Genomic DNA, 18,085 nt, shown 5'->3' with positions numbered 1-18,085 from the left:
GCTGGACCGGTCGGAACCGTTCCGAGGCTACGGAGACACGCGATGAAGACCGAAGGTCACCCCGACTACCACATGATCACCGTCAAGATGACCGACGGTACCGAGTTCCAGACCCGCTCGACCTGGGGCGCCGAGGGCGACACGCTCGCGCTCGACATCGACCCGACGAGCCACCCGGCCTGGACCGGCGGCAAGCAGCAGCTTCAGGAAGGCGGCCGCGTGGCCAAGTTCAACCAGCGCTTCGGCGGGCTCACGCTCAAGAAGTAAGCCGGCTGCATCTTCGCATCCAAGAGGGCGGTCCCGCGGGGCCGCCCTTTTCGTTTGTCAGACCGGCTCGAGCGGGCGTCGCACTCCTTCGGGCAACTCGACCCCGATCAGATCCCCGACACGGAGTGCGCCTTCAACTTCCACTATTCCCATGATCCCGCAGCGGCGCTCCAGCGACCCGTCGCTGCGCTTGCGGACCATGTGCGAGAGAAGACCCGGCCTGAAGGCCTCGATCTGGGCGCACGGATTGCGCAGACCCGTCACCCGGATCACCGCGCTGCCAATGTGGAGCAGCGTTCCGGTCGGCAAATCAAGCAGGTTCAAGCCACGCGTCAGCACGTTCTCGCCGAGATCGCCGCAAGACAGCGCGAACCCCGTTTCCGCCAGCTCATCGAACAGTTCGGCGTGGATCAGGTGCACTTGGCGCAGGTTGGGCTGGTTGGGGTCCTTGCGCACCCGTGAAAGATGCTGGACCGTCGATCCCGCATGGGCATCGCCCGCGACGCCAAGCCCGGCGACAAGTTCGAGCGCTTCGCAGGGCTGCTTGGAAAAGCGGTGCCCGTCGCTTCGTGCCAGCCCCACGACCCGCCCCGTGCTCATCCCCACGGCTTCTCGCGATACCACTTCGTGATTACGTACTTCACGCCCTTCCTCACCTTCATCCCGTGATGGAGCGTGCTGGGGTTGGGGCTGCCGTCGGGACGTCGGTTGTTCCAGGCGAGCAGCTTGCCGATCTCGGGCTGGATGATCTTCTTCGGCACGCCGAACCGGGTTCCGCCGCCTGCCTCGACATCGTTGAGGTAGATCATGAACGTCCACGTGCGTTGTCCCGCGACCGAGCAATATCTTTCGAAGTCCGCGCCCCCCGGTTCGAAGTAATCGGTATGGGCCTTGAACTCTTGGCCGATGGCATAGCGCTGGCCCTGAACCGGCTCTCCATAGGCCGGGTCGATCCGGTTGAGGTCGAACAGCAGGGTTTCAAGCTCCATCACGGCCGGTTCCGCGGCGTCGAGGTCGCACGTTTCGCTGGTCCGGAAATACACGTCGCCGTTGGGATCGGCGATCGTGGATGGCCTGCGCCCCGCATCGATCAGCTCGATCAGGCGTGTAGACAGGCCTGGCGACAGGAAACCGCGTAGCTGGAACAGTTCGAGCTTTGGGAACGGGGCGCGCTGCATCCCGCTCCGCTCGAGGAGGATTTCGCGTGAGGATTCGCCGGGGGCGACCATGGTTCGTGGATAGGCGAACCGAGCCCGCGAAACAATATTACGCCGTCAAGAGCCTCGCGCAGTTTTCGCTTCCAAATCCGCAGGCCTTGTGCAACAGGCGCTCGCCCGTGCGGGAACCGCCTTGACGGCGGCCCGAGCGGCTCTCATGGCCCCCGCTTCACGGCATGCCGGGGGCATGTGGCGATCGTAGCTCAGTTGGTTAGAGCGCCGGTTTGTGGTACCGGAGGTCGCGGGTTCGGATCCCGTCGATCGCCCCATTTTCCCCCTGACATTGCCGAGCGATTCCAGCGGACTGCGGGGCGAATGATGACGGCTTTCTGGACCCATGCCGATTTTGACGACCACGAGCTCGTGCAGTTCGTGCGCGACCGCAAGTCGGGCCTGACCGCGATCATCGCGCTGCATTCGACGCACCTCGGCCCCGGCGCCGGCGGCACCCGCTTCTGGCATTATGCGGACCCGGCAGACGGCCTGCGCGACGCACTGCGCCTGTCGCGCGGCATGAGCTACAAGAACGCCATGGCCGGCCTGCCGATGGGCGGCGGCAAGGCCGTGATCCTGGCCGACAAGGCGCGCACCAAGACTCCGGAGTTGCTCGCCGCGTTTGCGGATGCGGTCGATGCGCTCGGTGGACGCTACGTCACCGCCGAGGACGTCGGCATCAGCGAGGCCGACATGGTCGCCGTGTCGAAGCGGACCCAATTCGTGTCGGGCCTGCCGGTGGGCGAAGGACAGGCTGGCGGCGATCCCGGTCCCTTCACGGCCATGGGGATCTACCACGGCATCAAGGCCGCGGTCGCGTACAAGCTCGGCAAGGACAGCCTCAAGGGCGTTCGGGTCGCGGTGCAGGGCACCGGAAGCGTCGGCGGCGGCGTCGCCCGCTTGCTCCACAAGGACGGTGCCCGGCTCGTAGTCGCCGACGTCGACGAATCGCGCGCCGCGGCGCTCGCCCGCGAAGTCGACGGGGAAGCGGTGAGCCCCGAACAGATCATGTCGGTTTCGTGCGACGTGTTCAGCCCGAACGCGCTCGGTGCGATCCTGGACGAGGCAGGCATCGCGGCGCTCGATTGCCCGATCGTCGCCGGGGGTGCGAACAACCAGCTCGCCCGGGCCGAACATGGCAAGCTGCTGGCCGAGCGCGGCATCCTCTATGCTCCCGATTACGTGATCAACGCGGGCGGCATCATCTCCGTGACGCTCGAGTATCTGTGCCGGACCAAGGGCGAACCTTGCGACATCAACGAGGTCCGCAAGCGGCTCGCGCAGATCCCTGACCGGCTGCGGACGATCTGGGAAGAGAGCGATCGCACGGGCGTGTCTGCCGACCAGGTTGCCGACCGCATGGCGCAAAAGCTGATCGGCCGGTAAATCCGTCCTGCGGACCCTTGCCGCGCGCGGCAGGGACTGCCAAAGCGATGCCGACGGTTATCCGATGCACGGTTTCGCCAATCCCACGCGCTTTCTCCGCATCGCTCGCCCGCTGACCCCCTGGCTTCTCGCTCTGGGATTGGCGCTCGCGGGAGGCGCGCTGGCGTGGGGCCTGTTGTTTGCCCCCGCCGAGCGGCTGCAGGGCGAAACGGTCCGCATACTCTTCATCCACGTACCTTCGGCCTGGCTGGGCATGGCCGGCTGGACCGCGATCGCCGGCGCAAGCCTGGCGGAGATCGTCTGGCGTCACCCGCTGGCCGCCATTGCCGGGCGCGCCGCGGCCCTGCCGGGGGCGGTATTCACCGCGCTGTGCCTCGCTACCGGATCGCTTTGGGGGCGGCCCGCGTGGGGCACGTGGTGGGAATGGGACGGCCGCCTGACCAGCATGCTCGTCCTCCTGTTCCTCTATTTCGGCTACATGGCGCTCGCCGGTGCGACCGCACGCGAGGGTGGATCGTCGCGTATCCCGGCGATCTTCGGCCTCGTCGGGGTGATCAACGTGCCGATCATCCATTACTCCGTGCTGTGGTGGTCCTCGATCCACCAGCCGCCGAGCATCACGACCGGCGGATCGGCCATGGCACCGGCGTTCCTCTGGCCCTTGCTGATCGCAACGCTCGGCTTTTCACTGATCTTCGGTGCGGTGGTCCTGATGCGGATGCGCGCACTGCTTGCGGAAGCGCAGGCGGAAGCCCGTATGCGGCGCCGCGCGCGCGAGGCCGCCTGATGCGCGAGGCGCTGGACCCCTGGCCATTCGTGATCGCGGCCTATGCGCTCGGCATCGGCGCGACGCTCGTGCTGGTCGGATGGAGCTGGCTTGCGATGCGCAAGTCCGAACGCAATCGGGAAAAGGGACGGCAGTGAGCGCAGTCAAGGCGAAGCACCAGCGGCTCGTACTCGTGATCATCGCGCTCGTCGCGTTGGTCGCGGCGGGAGTGATCGCTGCCTGGGCGCTGCGCAACCAGGCGAGCTATTTCTACGTTCCCAGCCAGATCGCGAGCGATCCGCCCGCGCCGGGGCAGGCCGTGCGGCTGGGGGGAATGGTCCAGGCGAATTCGATCAGGACGAGGGAAGACGGGGTAACGATCGACTTCGTCGTCGGGGACGGCAAGGCTCTCGTGCCGGTGCGTTATTCGGGAATCGTGCCCGACCTTTTCGTGGAGGAGTCCGGCGTCGTCGCGGAAGGGCGCTTGCAGGCGGACGGGACCTTCGTGGCCGATACCCTCCTCGCCAAGCATGACGAAAACTACGTGCCGCGCGAGCTCCAGGAAATGAACGACGCGCACAAGAAGGCCGTGGTGGCCGAAACCACCCAATGATCGCTATCGGACAATGATCGCCGAACTCGGTCTGGCGGCCCTCTGGTTGGCCGCGGCGCTCGCCGCATTGCAGCTCGTCGCCGGATTCCTCGCGGTCCGGCAAGGTGAAGGCGACCTCGCCGCTTTGGTGCGACCGGCGGCCGTAGTGCAGGGCATCCTGTGCGTATTCTCGTTCCTGATGCTGGTCTGGCTCTTCGTGCGCACCGACCTGTCGGTGAAGCTCGTTGCGATGAACTCGCACTCGGACAAGCCGCTCATCTTCAAGCTGGCCGGGTCGTGGGGCAATCACGAAGGGTCGATGCTGCTCTGGGTGACGGTGATGAGCGCCGCGGGTGCCCTGATCGCCTTCGTGGAGCGCCGCTTGCCCGAACGCACCATGCAGGCGACGCTGGCCGCGCAGGGCTTCGTCGCGCTCGGGTTCTACGCCTTCCTTCTGTTCAGCTCCAATCCGTTCGAGCGGCTCCCGGTACCGGCGGTAGAGGGGAACGGCCTCAACCCGCTGCTGCAGGACATCGGCCTCGCCTTCCATCCGCCCACGCTCTACCTCGGCTATGTCGGGCTGTCGGTGGCTTTCAGCTTCGCGGTCGGGGCACTGCTCACGCGCCAGGTCACCCCGGAATTCGCCCGTGCGATGCGCCCCTGGGTGCTGGGAGCGTGGATATTCCTCACCGTCGGAATCACCGCCGGCAGCTACTGGGCCTATTACGAACTGGGCTGGGGCGGCTGGTGGTTCTGGGACCCGGTCGAGAACGCCTCGCTGATGCCGTGGCTCGCGGCGACCGCGCTGCTCCACTCCGCGTCGGTCCTCGCTGCACGCGACGCGCTGAGAGCGTGGACGATCATGCTGGGCGTGGTTGCCTTCTCGATGAGCATGATCGGCACGTTCCTCGTACGCTCGGGCATCCTCACGAGCGTGCACGCATTCGCGGTGGACCCGGAACGGGGCAGTTTCATCCTGGCCCTGCTGGCAATCTACATCGGCGGTGCGCTGGCCGTCTTCGGCTTGCGCGCGGGCTCGGTGGCCGAAGGCGAGAAGTTCTCGGCCGTCAGCCGCGAAGGCGCCCTGGTGGTCAACAATGTGCTGCTTTCGGCGATCCTCGGCGTCGTCCTGCTCGGCACCCTCTACCCGCTCCTCACCGAAGCCATGGGCGTGCGGGTTTCGGTCGGTCCGCCGTATTTCGACCCGGTGGGCGCGGTGTTCGTGGTTCCCATGCTCCTCGTCATGATGGTCGGACCGCTGCTGCGCTGGCGCGGCGATCGGCTGGCTCGGATCAACAAGCTGGCGGCGGTGGGCTTCGTCGGCGTCCTTGCCGGGCTGCTGTTGGCGATCCTCCTTGGTGCGGGCGTCCTGCCGACGATCGGCCTGGCGCTCGGCATCGGTCTCGCCATCGCGAGCCTTTTGCCGCTGCGCGGCCGGAACGTCAGGCGTCTGCCTCTGGCAACATGGGGCATGGTGATCGCGCACCTCGGCGTGGCCGTCGCGCTTCTGGGCATGGCGAGCGAAAGCGCCTTTTCCGAAGAGAAGCTCGCCGCGGTCAAGGTGGGCGAAAGCGCCTCGGTCGGGCCGTGGCAGGTCACGCTGGCTGCGGTCGACCCGGTTGCGGGACCGAACTGGACCGCGCTCGAAGGCGTGATGCTGGCGAGCTACGGAGGCGGCTCCCTCACCGAATTGCACCCCCAGGCGCGCAGCTTCTGGTCGCCGCCGCAGGAAACCACCGAAAGCGCGCTGGTCACGCGCTGGAACGGCCAGCTCTATGCCGTGCTGGGCAAGGCGGCCGATGGCGAGCGCTGGCAGGTGCGGCTGTGGTGGAAGCCCTTCGTGACGCTGATCTGGTACGGCGGGCTCATGGTCGCGCTTGGCGGATTGCTGGCCCTCGTCGGGCGCGTGCGCGAGGACCTTCGGCGGCGCTACGTTCAGCGCAAGGCGGGCGAACGCCGCATGGATCTGGCGCAATGAAGGGCTGGCGCTTCTTCCTGCCGCTGGCGCTGTTCGCGGCGTTCGTCGGGGTCGCGGGCTACCAGCTGACACAGCCCAAGGCGGAGTTCGTGGAATCCGCGATGATCGGCAAGCCGATGCCGGCATTCGAGATGCGCGCTGCCAGTCCCGACCGTCCCGGACTCTCGCTCGCCGACCTCAAGGACGGTCGCCCCAAGCTGCTGAACGTCTGGGCGAGCTGGTGCGTACCTTGCGCGGCCGAGGCGCCGCAGCTGGCGACCCTGCAGGCCCAGGGCGCGCCTATCGTGGGCGTGGCGATCCGCGACCGGCCGGAGGACGTCGCGGCGTTCCTCGCCCGATACGGCAACCCGTTCGAACGCATCGGCGCCGACGATATGAGCGAGCTGCAGCTGTCGATCGGCAGTTCGGGCGTTCCCGAGACTTTCGTGGTCGATGGCCAGGGCGTGATCCGGTACCAGCACATCGGCGACATCCGTGCGGAACACGTACCGCTCCTGCTCGGCAAACTGCGCGAGGCGGGGGCGTGAAGGCTCTGATCGCCCTGCTGCTCGCGCTCCTCTCGCTGCCGCTCGCGGCGCAGGATTCGATGCCGCCCGCGCCCTATGCCTACAAGCAGCTCGAGGACCCGGGTCTCGAGGCGCGGGCGCGCGGCCTGATGGAAGAGCTGCGCTGCCTCAAGTGCCAGAGCCAGTCGATCGCCGACAGCGACGCGCCCATGGCGGGCGACATGCGCCACCAGGTCCGCATCCGTATCGCCGCGGGGGAGGACCCCGAAGCGATCCGCGAATGGATGATGGAACGCTACGGTGATTACGTCAGCTATGCGCCCGTTGTCAGCCGGTTGACGTGGCCGCTCTACGCCGGGCCGCTCGTTCTGCTGGTGATCGCCGGCCTGCTGCTATGGCGCCGGTTCCGGAGGAAGGCATGAACTTCATTCCCATCCTCCTGCTCGCCGTCGCGGCCTTCGGCCTTGCGGTCATCGTCTTGCGCCTGCCGCGGACCGGGTGGTCGCTGCTGGGTGCGGCGCTGATGTTCGGCCTGGCCGGCTATGCGCTCCAGGGCTCGCCGGGACAGTCCGGCGCGCCCAAGTCGTCGGCAGCCGGCGCGGCCAGGGAAGGGACGGAACTGGTGGAAGCGCGCCGGGCCATCTACGGGCCGGCGCCGCCGAGCAACTACGTCACAGTGGCCGATGGTTTCGCGCGGCGCGGCCAGTTTTCGGATGCGGCCGGCATCCTCCGAGCGTCGCTTGCCAAGTCCCCCGACGATCCCGAAGCGCGACTCGCCCTCGCGAATGCGCTGATGGAACATGCCGACGGGCAACTGACGCCGGCCGCGGTCTATGCGTACGAGACGGCTGAGCGGGCCGATCCGGGACAGCCGGGTCCCGGTTTTTTCCTGGGCGTGGCGCTCATTCGCAGCGGACGCCTGATGCAGGCCCGCCAGTTGTGGGCGGAGATGCTCGAGAAGGCGCCGGCGGATGCCGCCTGGCGCGAGGGCTTGCAGGAACGGCTCGAGCGGCTCGACGAGCTTATCGCCCAGACCGGCACCCCATGACGTCCGCGATTGCGGGGGCCTTTCGGCGGTGCTAAGCGCCGCCGCCTTCATGACATGGACCCAGCCTCGATGAGCCAGGCGGCACATGGTGCGGACGGTGACAAGACCGCCAGCGCCAAGATCAAACTCGCGGTGGGTGCGGTCGGCATCGTGTTCGGCGATATCGGTACGAGCCCGATCTATGCCTTTCGCGAAACCTTCGCGGGGCATCACCCGCTGGCGCTCGACACGCTCCATCTCATGGGGGTGGTCAGCCTGATCTTCTGGTCGATGACCATCATCGTCTCGCTGCAGTACGTGACGATCCTGATGAATGCGGACAACCGGGGGCAGGGGGGCACGCTCGCCCTCGTGGCCCTGATCTCGCAGAAGATCGGCGGTACGAACCGCGGCTGGATCGCCGTCATGCTGGGCGTGTTCGCGACTGCGCTCTTCTACGGCGACAGCATGATCACGCCCGCAGTCTCGGTGCTGTCCGCGGTCGAGGGGCTGACGACTGTGGAGGCGAGCCTCGCTCCCTTCGTCATTCCCATCGCGCTCACGCTACTGATTGCGCTGTTCCTGCTGCAGAAACGCGGCACCGGAACGATTGGCAAGCTCTTCGCGCCGATCATGCTGACCTATTTCACGACGCTTGCTGCGCTGGGGCTGATGCACATCGTCGAGAACCCCGGGGTGCTGGCGGCGCTCAACCCCTGGTACGCGATCCAGTTCTTCATCACCGACAGGTGGCTGGCATTCCTTGCGCTGGGCTCGGTCGTGCTGGCGGTCACCGGGGCGGAAGCGCTCTATTCGGACATGGGACATTTCGGCCGTGGGCCGCTGCGCATCGGCTGGTTCGGTTTCGTCATGCCATGCCTGCTGCTCAACTATTTCGGCCAAGCGGCGATGATCATGAACCTTGAGGCTGCGGCCGCCGCCGAGGCGATCAAGAACCCGTTCTTCGTGATGGCGAGCGAGAGCTTCCGCCTGCCGCTCGTGCTGCTGGCGACGTGCGCGACCTTCATCGCCAGCCAGGCGGTGATCACCGGGGCGTTCTCGGTGACCCAGCAGGCCATCCAGCTGGGCTTCGTACCGCGCCTCTCGATCCTTCACACCAGCGAGACCCAGCACGGCCAGATCTACATCCCGTTCGTGAACTGGGTGCTGATGATCGCCGTCGTCCTGCTGGTGCTGACGTTCCGCAATTCGTCGAACCTCGCCAGCGCCTACGGCATCGCCGTGACCGGGGCGATGTTCATCGACACCTGTCTCATGGCGGTCCTGTTCCTCGCGGTGTGGCGCTGGAAGCTGTGGATGGCGCTGCCGCTTGTCGGCCTGTTCTTCCTCGTCGACGGCTCCTTCTTCGCGGCCAACCTGCCCAAGGTGCCGAGCGGTGGCTGGTTCCCGCTGCTCGTCGGCGCGATCGCCTTCACGCTGCTGACCACCTGGGCTCGGGGCCGCAAGCTCATGCGCGACCGGATGAGCGAAGTCGCCCTGCCGATCGCGATCTTCGCCAAGAGCGCCCGCAATTCCGCGACCCGGGTGCCGGGCACCGCGATCTTCATGGCCTCTGCCACCGGCGGAGTCCCGAGCGCGCTGCTCCACAACATCAAGCACAACAAGGTGCTGCACGAGCGGGTGGTGATCCTGACGGTGCAGATCGCCGGGGTGCCCTATGTCGATGCGGCGGAGCGGTTCGAGATCCACTCGGTGGGCGACGGGATCTTCCGCGTCATCCTGCACTATGGCTTCATGCAGGAAACCGACGTGCCGGCTGCGCTTGCGGAAACCGGCGAATGCGGCGGGATGTTCGATATGATGCAGACGAGCTTCTTCCTGAGCCGCCAGACGCTCATTGCCAGCAAGAAGCCCGGAATGGCGCTATGGCGCGAAAAGCTGTTTGCCTGGATGCTGCGCAACTCGGCGACGGCGATGGAGTTTTTCCGGCTGCCGACCAACCGTGTGGTAGAGCTGGGCAGCCAAGTCGAAATCTGAGGAGTTTACGTGTCCGAGACGATCAAGCTTTCACTGACCACGGATGAGATCGAGATGCTGGTCGATGCGCTCGAAGCCGACCAGGAAGGGTATATCGAGGCTGCCAAGGAAGCGCGCGGCAACAACCGCCGCGACGACGTGCAGACCTTTACCGAAGCCGCCGAGCGGATCGGCGCGCTGATGGGCAAGCTCAACCAGTACGTGGAATAGGACACGGCGCTCCCCGGGGAGCGCCGCGCCTGTCGCACCACGAACGCGTCAGCCCAGGTTGGCGCTGACCATCGCCCACATCATCGGCAGCGAGAGCAGTACGTTCGTCCGGCTCGCTATCAGCGCGCGGGGCGCGGCGGCAGCCTTCTGCTCGTCGGTCGCGCTGACGATGCCGAGCACCCGCTTCTGGGCCGGCCAGATGATGAACCATACGTTGAACGCCATGATCAGCGCCAGCCACATGCCGACTCCGATCAGGTCGACATTGCCTTCGCCTGCGAAGGTGAGCGCTTCGACCAGATAGCCGCTGGCATGGGCGATGATGAGCCCGGTCAATACGGTCAGCGCCGCCGCCCAGCGGAAGAAGAACAGCACCTTGGGTGCGATATGTCCGGTGATGGCGCCCTTCTGCTCTGCCGGAATGGCCGGCATCGTCGGTACCTGGACGAAATTCAGATAATAGAGCAGGCCGATCCACAGCACCCCGAAGAACAGGTGCAGCCAGCGCGAGATCGAGTTGAGATCGATCGGCGCACCGCCCGGTGCAAACGCGATCATGACGACGATTGCCAGCGCGAGGCCGATCCCCAGCACCAGATGCAGATTCCCGAAGAGCTTGGCCATTGACGTTCCCCCCAGACGTTGCGCGACCACAACAAAGGTTAAGTCCTAAGCGGGCGCCTTGGCAATATCCGGGCGTTTCACGGCGGTGGAGGAGTGGTCTCTTCTTCCTTCAGTCCCTCCGCCGCGAGGCCGTGCCGCAGCAGCATGGGAATCTGGGTGAAGGTGAACAGGAAGCTGAGGGGCATGAACACCCACAGCTTGGCCCACAGCCAGTCGCCGAAGCTGAGCTGTTGCCGGAGCACTTCGTTGAGCGCGGCGAGGAAAAGGAAGAACAGGCCCCAGTTGCGGCTCAGCTTGAGCCATCCCTCGCGGTCCAGCCCTTCGAATGCCGCCTCGAGCAGGATCTGGAGTAGTGCCTTGCCGCGCAGCCAGCCGCCGATCAGCAGCACCGCGAACATCACGTAGATGATCGTGGGCTTCAGTTGGATGAAGCGTTCGTCCCGCAGCCAGATCGTCAGCGCGCCAAACCCCACGACGAGCGCGGTGGACAGCATGAGCATCGGCGAAACCTTGCCGAGTTTCCACTTCGAGAACGCGAGCGCAATGATCGACGCGACGATGAAGGCGCCCGTACTCTGGACCACCGCGAAGATCTCGCTCGACGGGGTGGCGTCTTCCGGCTTCGACCAGCGATAGACGAGGAAGAAGACGAGGATCGGCCCGTAGTCGATCGCGACGTTGAGCCAGCCGGACGAGCGCTTCTTGGCTTCGCTCATCACGCCACTCCCGCGATCACGCGCGCGACGAGGTCCGGATCGAACGGACGCAGGTCGTCGATCTTCTCGCCGACGCCGATCGCGTGGATCGGCAGGCCGAACTGCTCGGCCGCGGCGACCAGGACGCCGCCGCGCGCCGTGCCGTCGAGCTTGGTCATCACGAGACCGGTCACTCCGGCAACCTCCTTGAAGATTTCGATCTGGGAAAGCGCGTTCTGGCCGTTGGTGGCGTCGAGCACGAGGATCACGTCGTGCGGCGCTTCGGGGTTGAGGCGGCCGAGCACGCGGCGGATCTTGGCCAGTTCCTCCATCAATTCGCGCTTGTTCTGGAGGCGACCGGCGGTGTCGACGATCAGCGCGTCGATCCCGGCGGCGGTCGCTTCCTTGACCGCGTCGAACACGATCGAGGCCGGGTCGCCGCCCTCGGGGCCCTTGACGATAGGCACGCCGACCCGTCCGGCCCATGTGGCCAGCTGGCCGATCGCAGCTGCGCGAAAGGTGTCGCCGGCGGCGAGCATCACGCCGTAGTCGTCTTCCTGCAGCCAGTGCGCCAGCTTGGCGATCGTCGTGGTCTTGCCGCTGCCGTTGACGCCGATGACGAGGATGACCTGCGGGCGCGGGAATGCCGTGATCTCGAGCGGCCTGGCGACGGGACGCAGGATCGCCGCGATCTCTTCGGCCACGGCCTCCTTGAGCTCGCGCTCGGTGACGCCGAGCCCGAAGCGCTTTTCAGCGAGCTTGTCGCGGATGCGGCGGGCGGCCGCGGGGCCGAGGTCAGATACGATCAGCGCATCCTCGACATCGTCGAGCGTGGCATCGTCGAGCTTCGCCGTCCCGACGACGCCGGTAAGGTTCTCGCTGAGCTTTTCGGACGTCTTGCGGAATCCGCCGAACAGGCGCTCCGCCCAGGTCAGTTCGCTCATACGAGCAGGCCTTCCTCGATACGGGTGGGAATAATGGTGAGGACGGTGCCCGCGGGAGTTGCTGCGGGCAGACGGACGCGGGCGAAGTTCGGGGCGTGGCCGGTGCCGTCGCGTTCGGCGAGCACCTCGAGGGGGCGGCCGAGCTGGGCTTCCAGCCATGCCGCGCGTTCGCTCGCGACAGCCGCCCGCAATTCGGCCGCGCGTTCCCGGATGATGGCCTTTGGCACCTGCGGCATGCGTGCTGCCGGAGTGCCGGGCCGGACCGAGTAGGGAAAGACGTGGCCGTGCACGATGCCGAGTTCGCGAACGATCGACAGGTTGGCCGCATGATGCTCGTCCGTCTCCGTGGGGAAACCGGCGATGAGGTCTGCGCCCACAGCGATGTCGGGGCGCCGGTCCCTGAGGCGGGTTGCCAGCGCGACGGCATCGGCGCGCGAATGGCGGCGCTTCATGCGTTTCAGGATCAGATCGTGGCCATGCTGGAGCGACAGATGCAGGTGCGGCATCAGGCGCGGCTCGCCAGCGATCAGGTCTTCGAGCAGCGGGTCGATCTCGATCCCGTCGACCGACGACAGTCGCAGGCGCGCAAGGCCCGGGAACGCGGAAAGGATCGCCTCCACCAACGACCCGAGGCGCGGCGTGCCGGGAAGGTCGGCGCCCCAGCTCGTCAGGTCGATGCCCGTCAACACGACTTCGCCTGCGCCGCGGGCAAGGTCCGTCTCGACCGCGCGCAGCACGGCGGCAACGGGAAGAGACCGGCTGGCGCCGCGGCCCTGCGGGATCACGCAGAAGGTGCAGGCGTGGTCGCAGCCGTTTTGGACCGCGACGAAGCCGCGCGAGTGGCGCGACATGACGCCTTGCCCGGGCGAAGGCACGTTCCAGGCGCGCGGATCGAGCTTCGCGGCGTTGGCGATGAGGCCATCGACCTCGGGCATGGCCGCAAGCGCATCGCGCTCGATCTCGGCCGCGCATCCGGTCACCAGCAGGCGCGCGTCCGGCCTCGCGCGGCGGGCGCGGCGGATGGCCTGCCGCGTCTGGCGCACCGCCTCCGCGGTGACCGCGCACGAGTTGACCACGACGGTGTCCGGCTCGCTCGAGAGCATGGTGCGAATGCGCTCGCTTTCGGCCAGGTTCATCCGGCATCCGAGCGATACCACTTCCGCGCTCACGCGAAGTCGCCCCAGTCGAAGGTGCCGCGAAAGGATTCGGCAGCGGGCCCGGTCATCAGCACGCGATTGTCCGCGCTCCATTCGATTTCCAGCGGGCCGCCGGGAAGGTGCACCGTCGCCGCGCGGCCCTCGATAAGGCCGCGGCGGATCGCGGCCACGGTGGTTGCGCAGGCTCCGGTGCCACAAGCCCGCGTCAGGCCGGCACCGCGTTCCCACACCCTGAGATGGAGCGAGGCGGGGCCGGTCACTTGCGCCACGTTGACGTTGACCCGCTCCGGGAACAGCGGATCGCGCTCGATCTCGGGCCCCAGCCGATCGAGCGGTACCCCTTCCGCGTCGGGCACGAAGAAGACGACGTGGGGATTGCCGACATTGACGGCAGCGGGCGCCTCCAGCCCGTCCCATCCGACCGGCATCGACAGGGTGTCCATCGCGTAGGCCAGGGGCAATGCATCCCACTCGAAGCGCGGGACGCCCATGTCGATCCGCGCGCCGCACCCGGTCGGCTCGACGGCGATCAGTCCCCCGGCCGTTTCGACCTGCGCGGCTCTGCCATGCAGCAGAGCGACGGCGCGGCTGGCATTGCCGCAGGCTTCCACTTCGCTGCCGTCGGAATTGAAGATGCGCATGCGGAAATCCGCCGTGTCGGCGGGCTCGAGCAGGATGAGCTGGTCGCAGCCGATGCCCGTCCGCCGGTCGGCGAGCGCCGCAACCGTCGCCGGCCCGATCGGCGGCAAGGCCTCGCTGCGCGCATCCAGGACAACGAAGTCGTTGCCGAGGCCGTGCATCTTGATGAAGGGAACCCGCATCGCGGGCTGGGCTCTATGCGGGGGCGGGCCTTACGTCCAGTGGCCTGCGCCTCAGCCGGTCTTGCGTTGCTTGGCCCTGGACGGCGGATCGCTCTTGGTCGTGGCTTCGCGCTTTGCCAGCAGGCCCGCCGAATCGAGCCTCGACCGTACCGCGTCGATGGCTTCGGGCCGGCCGTAGTAATAGCCCTGGCCTTTCAGTTGACCCATCGTACGCAGCTTGCGCAGTATCTCGGTGTCCTCGATACCTTCGGCGGTGATCGGCAAGTCGAGACCGTCGCCCAGCGAAACGATCGCGCGAACGAGCTTGTCGCTTTCATCGGCGCTGCCGATCTCGGAAACGAAGCTGCGGTCGATCTTGAGGCGGTCGAACGGAAGCGTGCGCAGCTGCGAGAGGCTGGAAAAGCCGGTGCCGAAATCGTCGAGGCTGATCGTCACACCCTGGTTCTTGAGGCTGGTAATGATCGAGCGAACGACACCGATGTTCTCGTGCAGGCAGCTCTCGGTGATCTCGATGTCGAGCCGGTGCGGCGGGAAGTTGTGCTTGACCAGAAGCTTGAGGATTTTCTGCGCAAACCAGGGGTCGCGGAGCTGCACGGGGGAGATATTGACGGAGAGCGAGAGCCGGGGGTCCCATTCGCTGGCGTCGGCGAGCGCCCTGTCGATGAGCTGCTCGCTGAGTTCGGCGATCACGCCGATCTCCTCGGCGACAGGGATGAAGACTTCGGGACTGACGAGGCCGAGGGTCGGTGACTGCCAGCGCGCGAGCATTTCGAAGCCTGAAAGCGCACCGGTCTCGAGGTCGATCTGCTGTTCGTAGTAGGGTACGAATTCCCCGCGCGCGACGCCGCGACGAATTCCGGTTTCGAGTTCGCTGCGGAAACGCAGTTCGCTTTCCATCGGCTCTTCGAACCAGAAATAGCGGTTCTTGCCCTGCTTCTTGGCGTGGTACATCGCGATGTCGGCGCGGTGGATCAACGCCTGCGCGCTGCCCTCCTCGATCGCCTCCGCTCCTGTGTCCAGGTTGCTCGTGATGCCGACCGATACCGTGATCTCTAGGACCAACCCGTCGTAGTCGAAGGGCTCTCCGGCGCGCTCGATGAGCTGGCAGGCGAACTGGTCGATCCTGTCGGGGAAGCGCGGGTCGTAGGGAATTACGCAGGCGAACTCGTCGCCACCCAGTCGCGCAAGCAGCGAGTCGCGGGGAAGAAGCGCCCGGATGCGGTCTGCGGTCGTCGAGAGCAGCAGGTCGCCCGCCTGGTGACCGTTGAGATCGTTGATGGTCTTGAAGTTGTCGAGGTCGACCATGACGAAGGCGACCGCGCGGCCCTCGGCGTGCGCGACCGACAGCAGTTTCTCGGTGGCTGCTCCGATGCTGCGGCGGTTGAGGCTACCGGTCAGCGGATCGGTTTCGGCCAGTTGCCTGGCGAGCTCCTCTGCCTTGCGGCGTTCGGCGATTTCCTGGGTCAGTTCGGCGTACCGTCGCCAACCGAAGATCACGAGCGCGATGTTGAGCAGGAGCGCGTTGACGAGAATCGGGTCGGGCGCAGCGCCGACGCCCATCCACGAGCGTACGACTTGCGGCAACACCATGCCGCCCGTTCCCACGAACAGCAGGATCGCCGCAACCGCGATGCCGAGCGCGACGAGATCGCGTTCGGCGCGTTCCAGCGCCTTTTCCCCGCCTGCTTTCGAGTTGTCCTTGACGACGCCCTTCGGCAACCCCGCCCCCCGCTGTTGCGAACCGTCGCCTATCGCCTATGAGGCTGAAAATCGGGTTAAGATCGACTTGCGCCCGCCCCCATGACTACGAGGATCGACCGTGCCGCGCTTCTGGCTGATGAAATCCGAACCCGATGCCTACAGCTGGGACGACCTCGTCACCGAAGGCGAGGGCACCTGGGACGGGGTTCGCAACTATCGCGCGCGCAACAACCTTCAGGCGATGGAGGTGGGCGACCGGGCGTTCTTCTACCATTCGAACATCGGCAAGGAGATCGTCGGCGTGGTCGAGATCAGCGCGGCCGGTCTTCCCGACCCGACCGACGATACCGGCAAATGGGCGGCGGTGAAGGTCAGGCCGGTCGAAAAGCTCGCACGTCCCGTGACGCTGGCGGAGATCAAGGCCGACCCCGCGCTCGCGGACATCGAACTGCTGAAGCTGTCGCGGCTTTCGGTAGCCGAGGTGCGCCCGGAAGAGTGGGCGTACATCATGAAGCTTGCGAGCAGCCCGAAAGAGACCCGCTGACGGCTGAGCGCCGTCGTCAACGAACAGCCTTAATGTCCCACCGCGCGACAGGCCGGAAATGGCGGGAGCGCAATGGTTTACGCCCTGTTAAGCGCTTCACCATGCGACGCTCACTCGTACTCTCCGACGAACAGGCCCGGAACTCCTTCCGCGCTTCGCTTCCCCCCCACGTCTGTCGCGGCGTAAGGATCGTCCTCGGGCGATCTTCGTGGGCGATCAGCCGCGACGATGTCTTCGGATTCGCGGGCGCCTACTTTGCCTGCCTCGCCGCAGTCGCGATCTTCATCGTCTAGCCCGCCAGCGCGGCCCTTTCGGCGCGCAGCAGCAAGAGCCCCAGCCAGGCCGAGAAAAGGCACATCGCCGCGGTCAGCAGCAAGTGGTGGACCAGGTCGAGGCCGAACGCGCTGAGCCCGGTCGCGATCAGCGATCCGATCACCATCGCCCCCGAGTTGACGATGTTGTTGGCAGCGATCGTCCGGGCCGTTTGCGTCTTGGGCACGAACGTCGTCAGGAAGGCGTAGAGCGGCACCACGAACATGCCGCCGGCGACCGCGATCCCGAGGAGACTCAGCAGGAGCGGGATGGCCATCGCGTGCGAGACGAATTCGCTGACGTTCAGCAGCGTTCCGTCGGTTTCCGGCACCCAGGTCCGGCATACGAGGTAGAACGCCAGCACGAACAGGCCCATGCAGATCACCGAAACCGGTGAATACCGTGCCGAGACCGTGCCCTTGAGCAGGGCGTTGACCGAAACCGAGCCGATCGCGACCCCGATCGAGAAGATCACGAGGAACAGGCTGGCGACTTCCCGGCTTGCGGTCAGCACGTGCTTGGCGAGCGGCGGGAACTGAATGAACAGCACCGCCCCGATAGTCCAGAAGAAGCTGATGGCCATGATCGCGAGGAAGACGCGGCGGTCGTGGCTGGTGTTGCGGACCAGTGCGATCGAACTGCGCAGCATGTGAAAGTCGAGCGGCTCGACCTCGCCCTGCGCAGGGGCGGGCGGCACCTGCCGACCCGCAAGGTAGCCGACCACTGCGGTCAGGACCACGCCGACGGCAGCGAACTCGACCGGTATCCAGCCGGCAAGGATCGTGCCGCCCAGGATCGCGATGTATGTTCCGGCCTCGACCAGTCCGGTGCCCGCGAGCACTTCGTTTTCGCGCAGGTGCTGGGGCAGGATCGCGTACTTGATCGGGCCGAAGAAGGTGGAATGCACGCCCATCGCGAACAGCGCGAGCATGAGCAGCGGCACGGCGACCAGATCGACCGCGATGCCCCGCCACGCGAGCACGAGTCCGGTCGCGCCGACGATCATGATCGCGATCTCCGCGGCCTTGACGATGCGGATGATCCTGGCCTTGTCGCGCATGTCGGCGAGTTGCCCGGCGAGCGCCGACAGGATGAAGAACGGTAGGATGAAGACCAGGCTGGCCACCGCGCTGAAAACGCCGCCCGCTTCCTCCGACCGGTACACCTCGTACACGACGAAGAGCACCATCGCGGTCTTGTAGAGATTGTCGTTGAAGGCCCCGAGCAACTGGGTGACGAACAGCGGCAGGAAGCGTCGGCGGCGCAGCATGTGCGTTGAAACGGTCATGCAGGTCCTGTCGCCAGCCTCTCCAGTCCCGCGTCTAGCGGCTTGCGCGAGAGCGGCA

22 protein-coding genes and 1 tRNA gene are annotated in these 18,085 nt (G+C 66.4%); 14 read left to right on the top strand and 9 right to left on the bottom strand.

What is annotated here, in order from left to right:
- Window positions 1–42: 42 nt before the first annotated feature.
- Window positions 43–267 (top strand): 50S ribosomal protein L31, encoded by a 225-nt coding sequence (rpmE, locus tag A6F68_RS12620; RefSeq protein WP_067680754.1) that lies wholly within the window; start codon window positions 43–45, stop codon window positions 265–267.
- 57 nt (window positions 268–324) lie between these two features.
- On the opposite strand, the gene A6F68_RS12615 is transcribed toward rpmE, so the two are convergent.
- Both A6F68_RS12615 and A6F68_RS12610 read right to left on the bottom strand, forming a co-directional pair.
- Window positions 325–867, bottom strand: a complete 543-nt coding sequence (locus A6F68_RS12615; RefSeq protein WP_067680751.1) for an MOSC domain-containing protein — start codon at window positions 865–867, stop codon at window positions 325–327.
- Window positions 864–1,496 carry a prolyl hydroxylase family protein gene (locus A6F68_RS12610; RefSeq protein ID WP_067680745.1) on the bottom strand — a complete coding sequence of 211 codons (633 nt, stop codon included), beginning with the start codon at window positions 1,494–1,496 and terminating at the stop codon, window positions 864–866. The genes A6F68_RS12615 and A6F68_RS12610 overlap by 4 nt, the downstream gene beginning before the upstream one ends.
- Window positions 1,497–1,676: 180 nt before the next feature.
- Here A6F68_RS12610 and A6F68_RS12605 point away from each other — a divergent pair.
- The 11 genes from A6F68_RS12605 to A6F68_RS12560 all read left to right on the top strand — a co-directional run bounded on the left by A6F68_RS12605 (window position 1,677) and on the right by A6F68_RS12560 (window position 9,941).
- Window positions 1,677–1,753, top strand: a tRNA-His gene (locus tag A6F68_RS12605).
- Window positions 1,754–1,799: 46 nt separating this feature from the next.
- Entirely contained in the window at window positions 1,800–2,864 is a 1,065-nt protein-coding gene (locus tag A6F68_RS12600) for a Glu/Leu/Phe/Val family dehydrogenase (RefSeq protein ID WP_074428318.1), read from the top strand.
- A 64-nt stretch (window positions 2,865–2,928) separates the two neighbouring features.
- Window positions 2,929–3,651 carry a heme ABC transporter permease CcmC gene (gene ccmC / locus A6F68_RS12595; protein WP_067680742.1) on the top strand — a complete coding sequence of 241 codons (723 nt, stop codon included), beginning with the start codon at window positions 2,929–2,931 and terminating at the stop codon, window positions 3,649–3,651.
- Window positions 3,651–3,788, top strand: a complete 138-nt coding sequence (locus tag A6F68_RS15240; protein WP_198152605.1) for a hypothetical protein — start codon at window positions 3,651–3,653, stop codon at window positions 3,786–3,788. The genes ccmC and A6F68_RS15240 overlap by 1 nt, the downstream gene beginning before the upstream one ends.
- Window positions 3,731–4,243, top strand: coding sequence for a cytochrome c maturation protein CcmE (ccmE, locus tag A6F68_RS12590; RefSeq protein WP_067680740.1), 513 nt, complete (start codon window positions 3,731–3,733; stop codon window positions 4,241–4,243). Before A6F68_RS15240 ends, ccmE begins: the two co-directional genes overlap by 58 nt.
- 13 nt (window positions 4,244–4,256) lie before the next feature.
- A complete protein-coding gene (locus A6F68_RS12585) occupies window positions 4,257–6,200 on the top strand; it encodes a heme lyase CcmF/NrfE family subunit (protein WP_067680737.1) in 1,944 nt (647 codons plus the stop codon).
- Window positions 6,197–6,727, top strand: coding sequence for a DsbE family thiol:disulfide interchange protein (locus A6F68_RS12580; RefSeq protein WP_067680735.1), 531 nt, complete (start codon window positions 6,197–6,199; stop codon window positions 6,725–6,727). Before A6F68_RS12585 ends, A6F68_RS12580 begins: the two co-directional genes overlap by 4 nt.
- Window positions 6,724–7,128 carry a cytochrome c-type biogenesis protein gene (locus A6F68_RS12575; protein ID WP_067680732.1) on the top strand — a complete coding sequence of 135 codons (405 nt, stop codon included), beginning with the start codon at window positions 6,724–6,726 and terminating at the stop codon, window positions 7,126–7,128. The genes A6F68_RS12580 and A6F68_RS12575 overlap by 4 nt, the downstream gene beginning before the upstream one ends.
- Window positions 7,125–7,754, top strand: coding sequence for a tetratricopeptide repeat protein (locus A6F68_RS12570; protein WP_067682636.1), 630 nt, complete (start codon window positions 7,125–7,127; stop codon window positions 7,752–7,754). Before A6F68_RS12575 ends, A6F68_RS12570 begins: the two co-directional genes overlap by 4 nt.
- Before the next feature lie 69 nt (window positions 7,755–7,823).
- On the top strand, window positions 7,824–9,731 hold the full coding sequence (locus A6F68_RS12565; RefSeq protein WP_067682633.1) for a potassium transporter Kup: 1,908 nt from the start codon (window positions 7,824–7,826) through the stop codon (window positions 9,729–9,731).
- A gap of 9 nt (window positions 9,732–9,740) precedes the next feature.
- Complete coding sequence (locus A6F68_RS12560) at window positions 9,741–9,941, top strand: hypothetical protein (RefSeq protein ID WP_067680729.1); 201 nt, start codon at window positions 9,741–9,743, stop codon at window positions 9,939–9,941.
- 48 nt (window positions 9,942–9,989) lie between these two features.
- Here the strand turns inward: A6F68_RS12560 and A6F68_RS12555 are convergent, their stop codons facing one another.
- The 6 genes from A6F68_RS12555 to A6F68_RS12530 all read right to left on the bottom strand — a co-directional run bounded on the left by A6F68_RS12555 (window position 9,990) and on the right by A6F68_RS12530 (window position 15,901).
- Window positions 9,990–10,565: a urate hydroxylase PuuD gene (locus tag A6F68_RS12555; RefSeq protein ID WP_067680726.1), complete on the bottom strand. Its 576-nt coding sequence runs from the start codon at window positions 10,563–10,565 to the stop codon at window positions 9,990–9,992.
- Between the two features lie 77 nt (window positions 10,566–10,642).
- Complete coding sequence (locus A6F68_RS12550; protein WP_067680723.1) at window positions 10,643–11,281, bottom strand: inner membrane-spanning protein YciB; 639 nt, start codon at window positions 11,279–11,281, stop codon at window positions 10,643–10,645.
- Window positions 11,281–12,204: a signal recognition particle-docking protein FtsY gene (gene ftsY / locus A6F68_RS12545; RefSeq protein ID WP_067680720.1), complete on the bottom strand. Its 924-nt coding sequence runs from the start codon at window positions 12,202–12,204 to the stop codon at window positions 11,281–11,283. Before ftsY ends, A6F68_RS12550 begins: the two co-directional genes overlap by 1 nt.
- Window positions 12,201–13,373, bottom strand: a complete 1,173-nt coding sequence (locus A6F68_RS12540) for a MiaB/RimO family radical SAM methylthiotransferase (RefSeq protein WP_067680717.1) — start codon at window positions 13,371–13,373, stop codon at window positions 12,201–12,203. The genes ftsY and A6F68_RS12540 overlap by 4 nt, the downstream gene beginning before the upstream one ends.
- A complete protein-coding gene (gene dapF / locus A6F68_RS12535) occupies window positions 13,370–14,182 on the bottom strand; it encodes a diaminopimelate epimerase (RefSeq protein ID WP_067680714.1) in 813 nt (270 codons plus the stop codon). The genes A6F68_RS12540 and dapF overlap by 4 nt, the downstream gene beginning before the upstream one ends.
- Window positions 14,183–14,233: 51 nt before the next feature.
- Window positions 14,234–15,901, bottom strand: a complete 1,668-nt coding sequence (locus A6F68_RS12530; protein ID WP_232308144.1) for a putative bifunctional diguanylate cyclase/phosphodiesterase — start codon at window positions 15,899–15,901, stop codon at window positions 14,234–14,236.
- A 118-nt stretch (window positions 15,902–16,019) separates the two neighbouring features.
- Between A6F68_RS12530 and A6F68_RS12525 the strand changes: the two genes are divergently transcribed.
- Together A6F68_RS12525 and A6F68_RS12520 are read left to right on the top strand one after the other, a co-directional pair.
- On the top strand, window positions 16,020–16,427 hold the full coding sequence (locus A6F68_RS12525) for an EVE domain-containing protein (protein WP_067682624.1): 408 nt from the start codon (window positions 16,020–16,022) through the stop codon (window positions 16,425–16,427).
- A 101-nt stretch (window positions 16,428–16,528) separates the two neighbouring features.
- Window positions 16,529–16,720, top strand: a complete 192-nt coding sequence (locus A6F68_RS12520; protein ID WP_067680711.1) for a hypothetical protein — start codon at window positions 16,529–16,531, stop codon at window positions 16,718–16,720.
- Here the strand turns inward: A6F68_RS12520 and A6F68_RS12515 are convergent.
- Window positions 16,717–18,027 carry an MFS transporter gene (locus tag A6F68_RS12515; protein WP_067680708.1) on the bottom strand — a complete coding sequence of 437 codons (1,311 nt, stop codon included), beginning with the start codon at window positions 18,025–18,027 and terminating at the stop codon, window positions 16,717–16,719. The two genes, A6F68_RS12520 and A6F68_RS12515, sit on opposite strands and share 4 nt — an antisense overlap.
- Window positions 18,028–18,085 lie beyond the last annotated feature (58 nt).

Origin of the sequence: Tsuneonella dongtanensis (genome assembly GCF_001698205.1) — a bacterium.
In the GTDB taxonomy this organism is placed as follows: Bacteria; Pseudomonadota; Alphaproteobacteria; order Sphingomonadales; family Sphingomonadaceae; genus Tsuneonella; species Tsuneonella dongtanensis.
The sequence above is the reverse complement of the archived record's forward strand: the minus strand, read 5'-3'. Positions and strand labels throughout refer to the sequence as shown.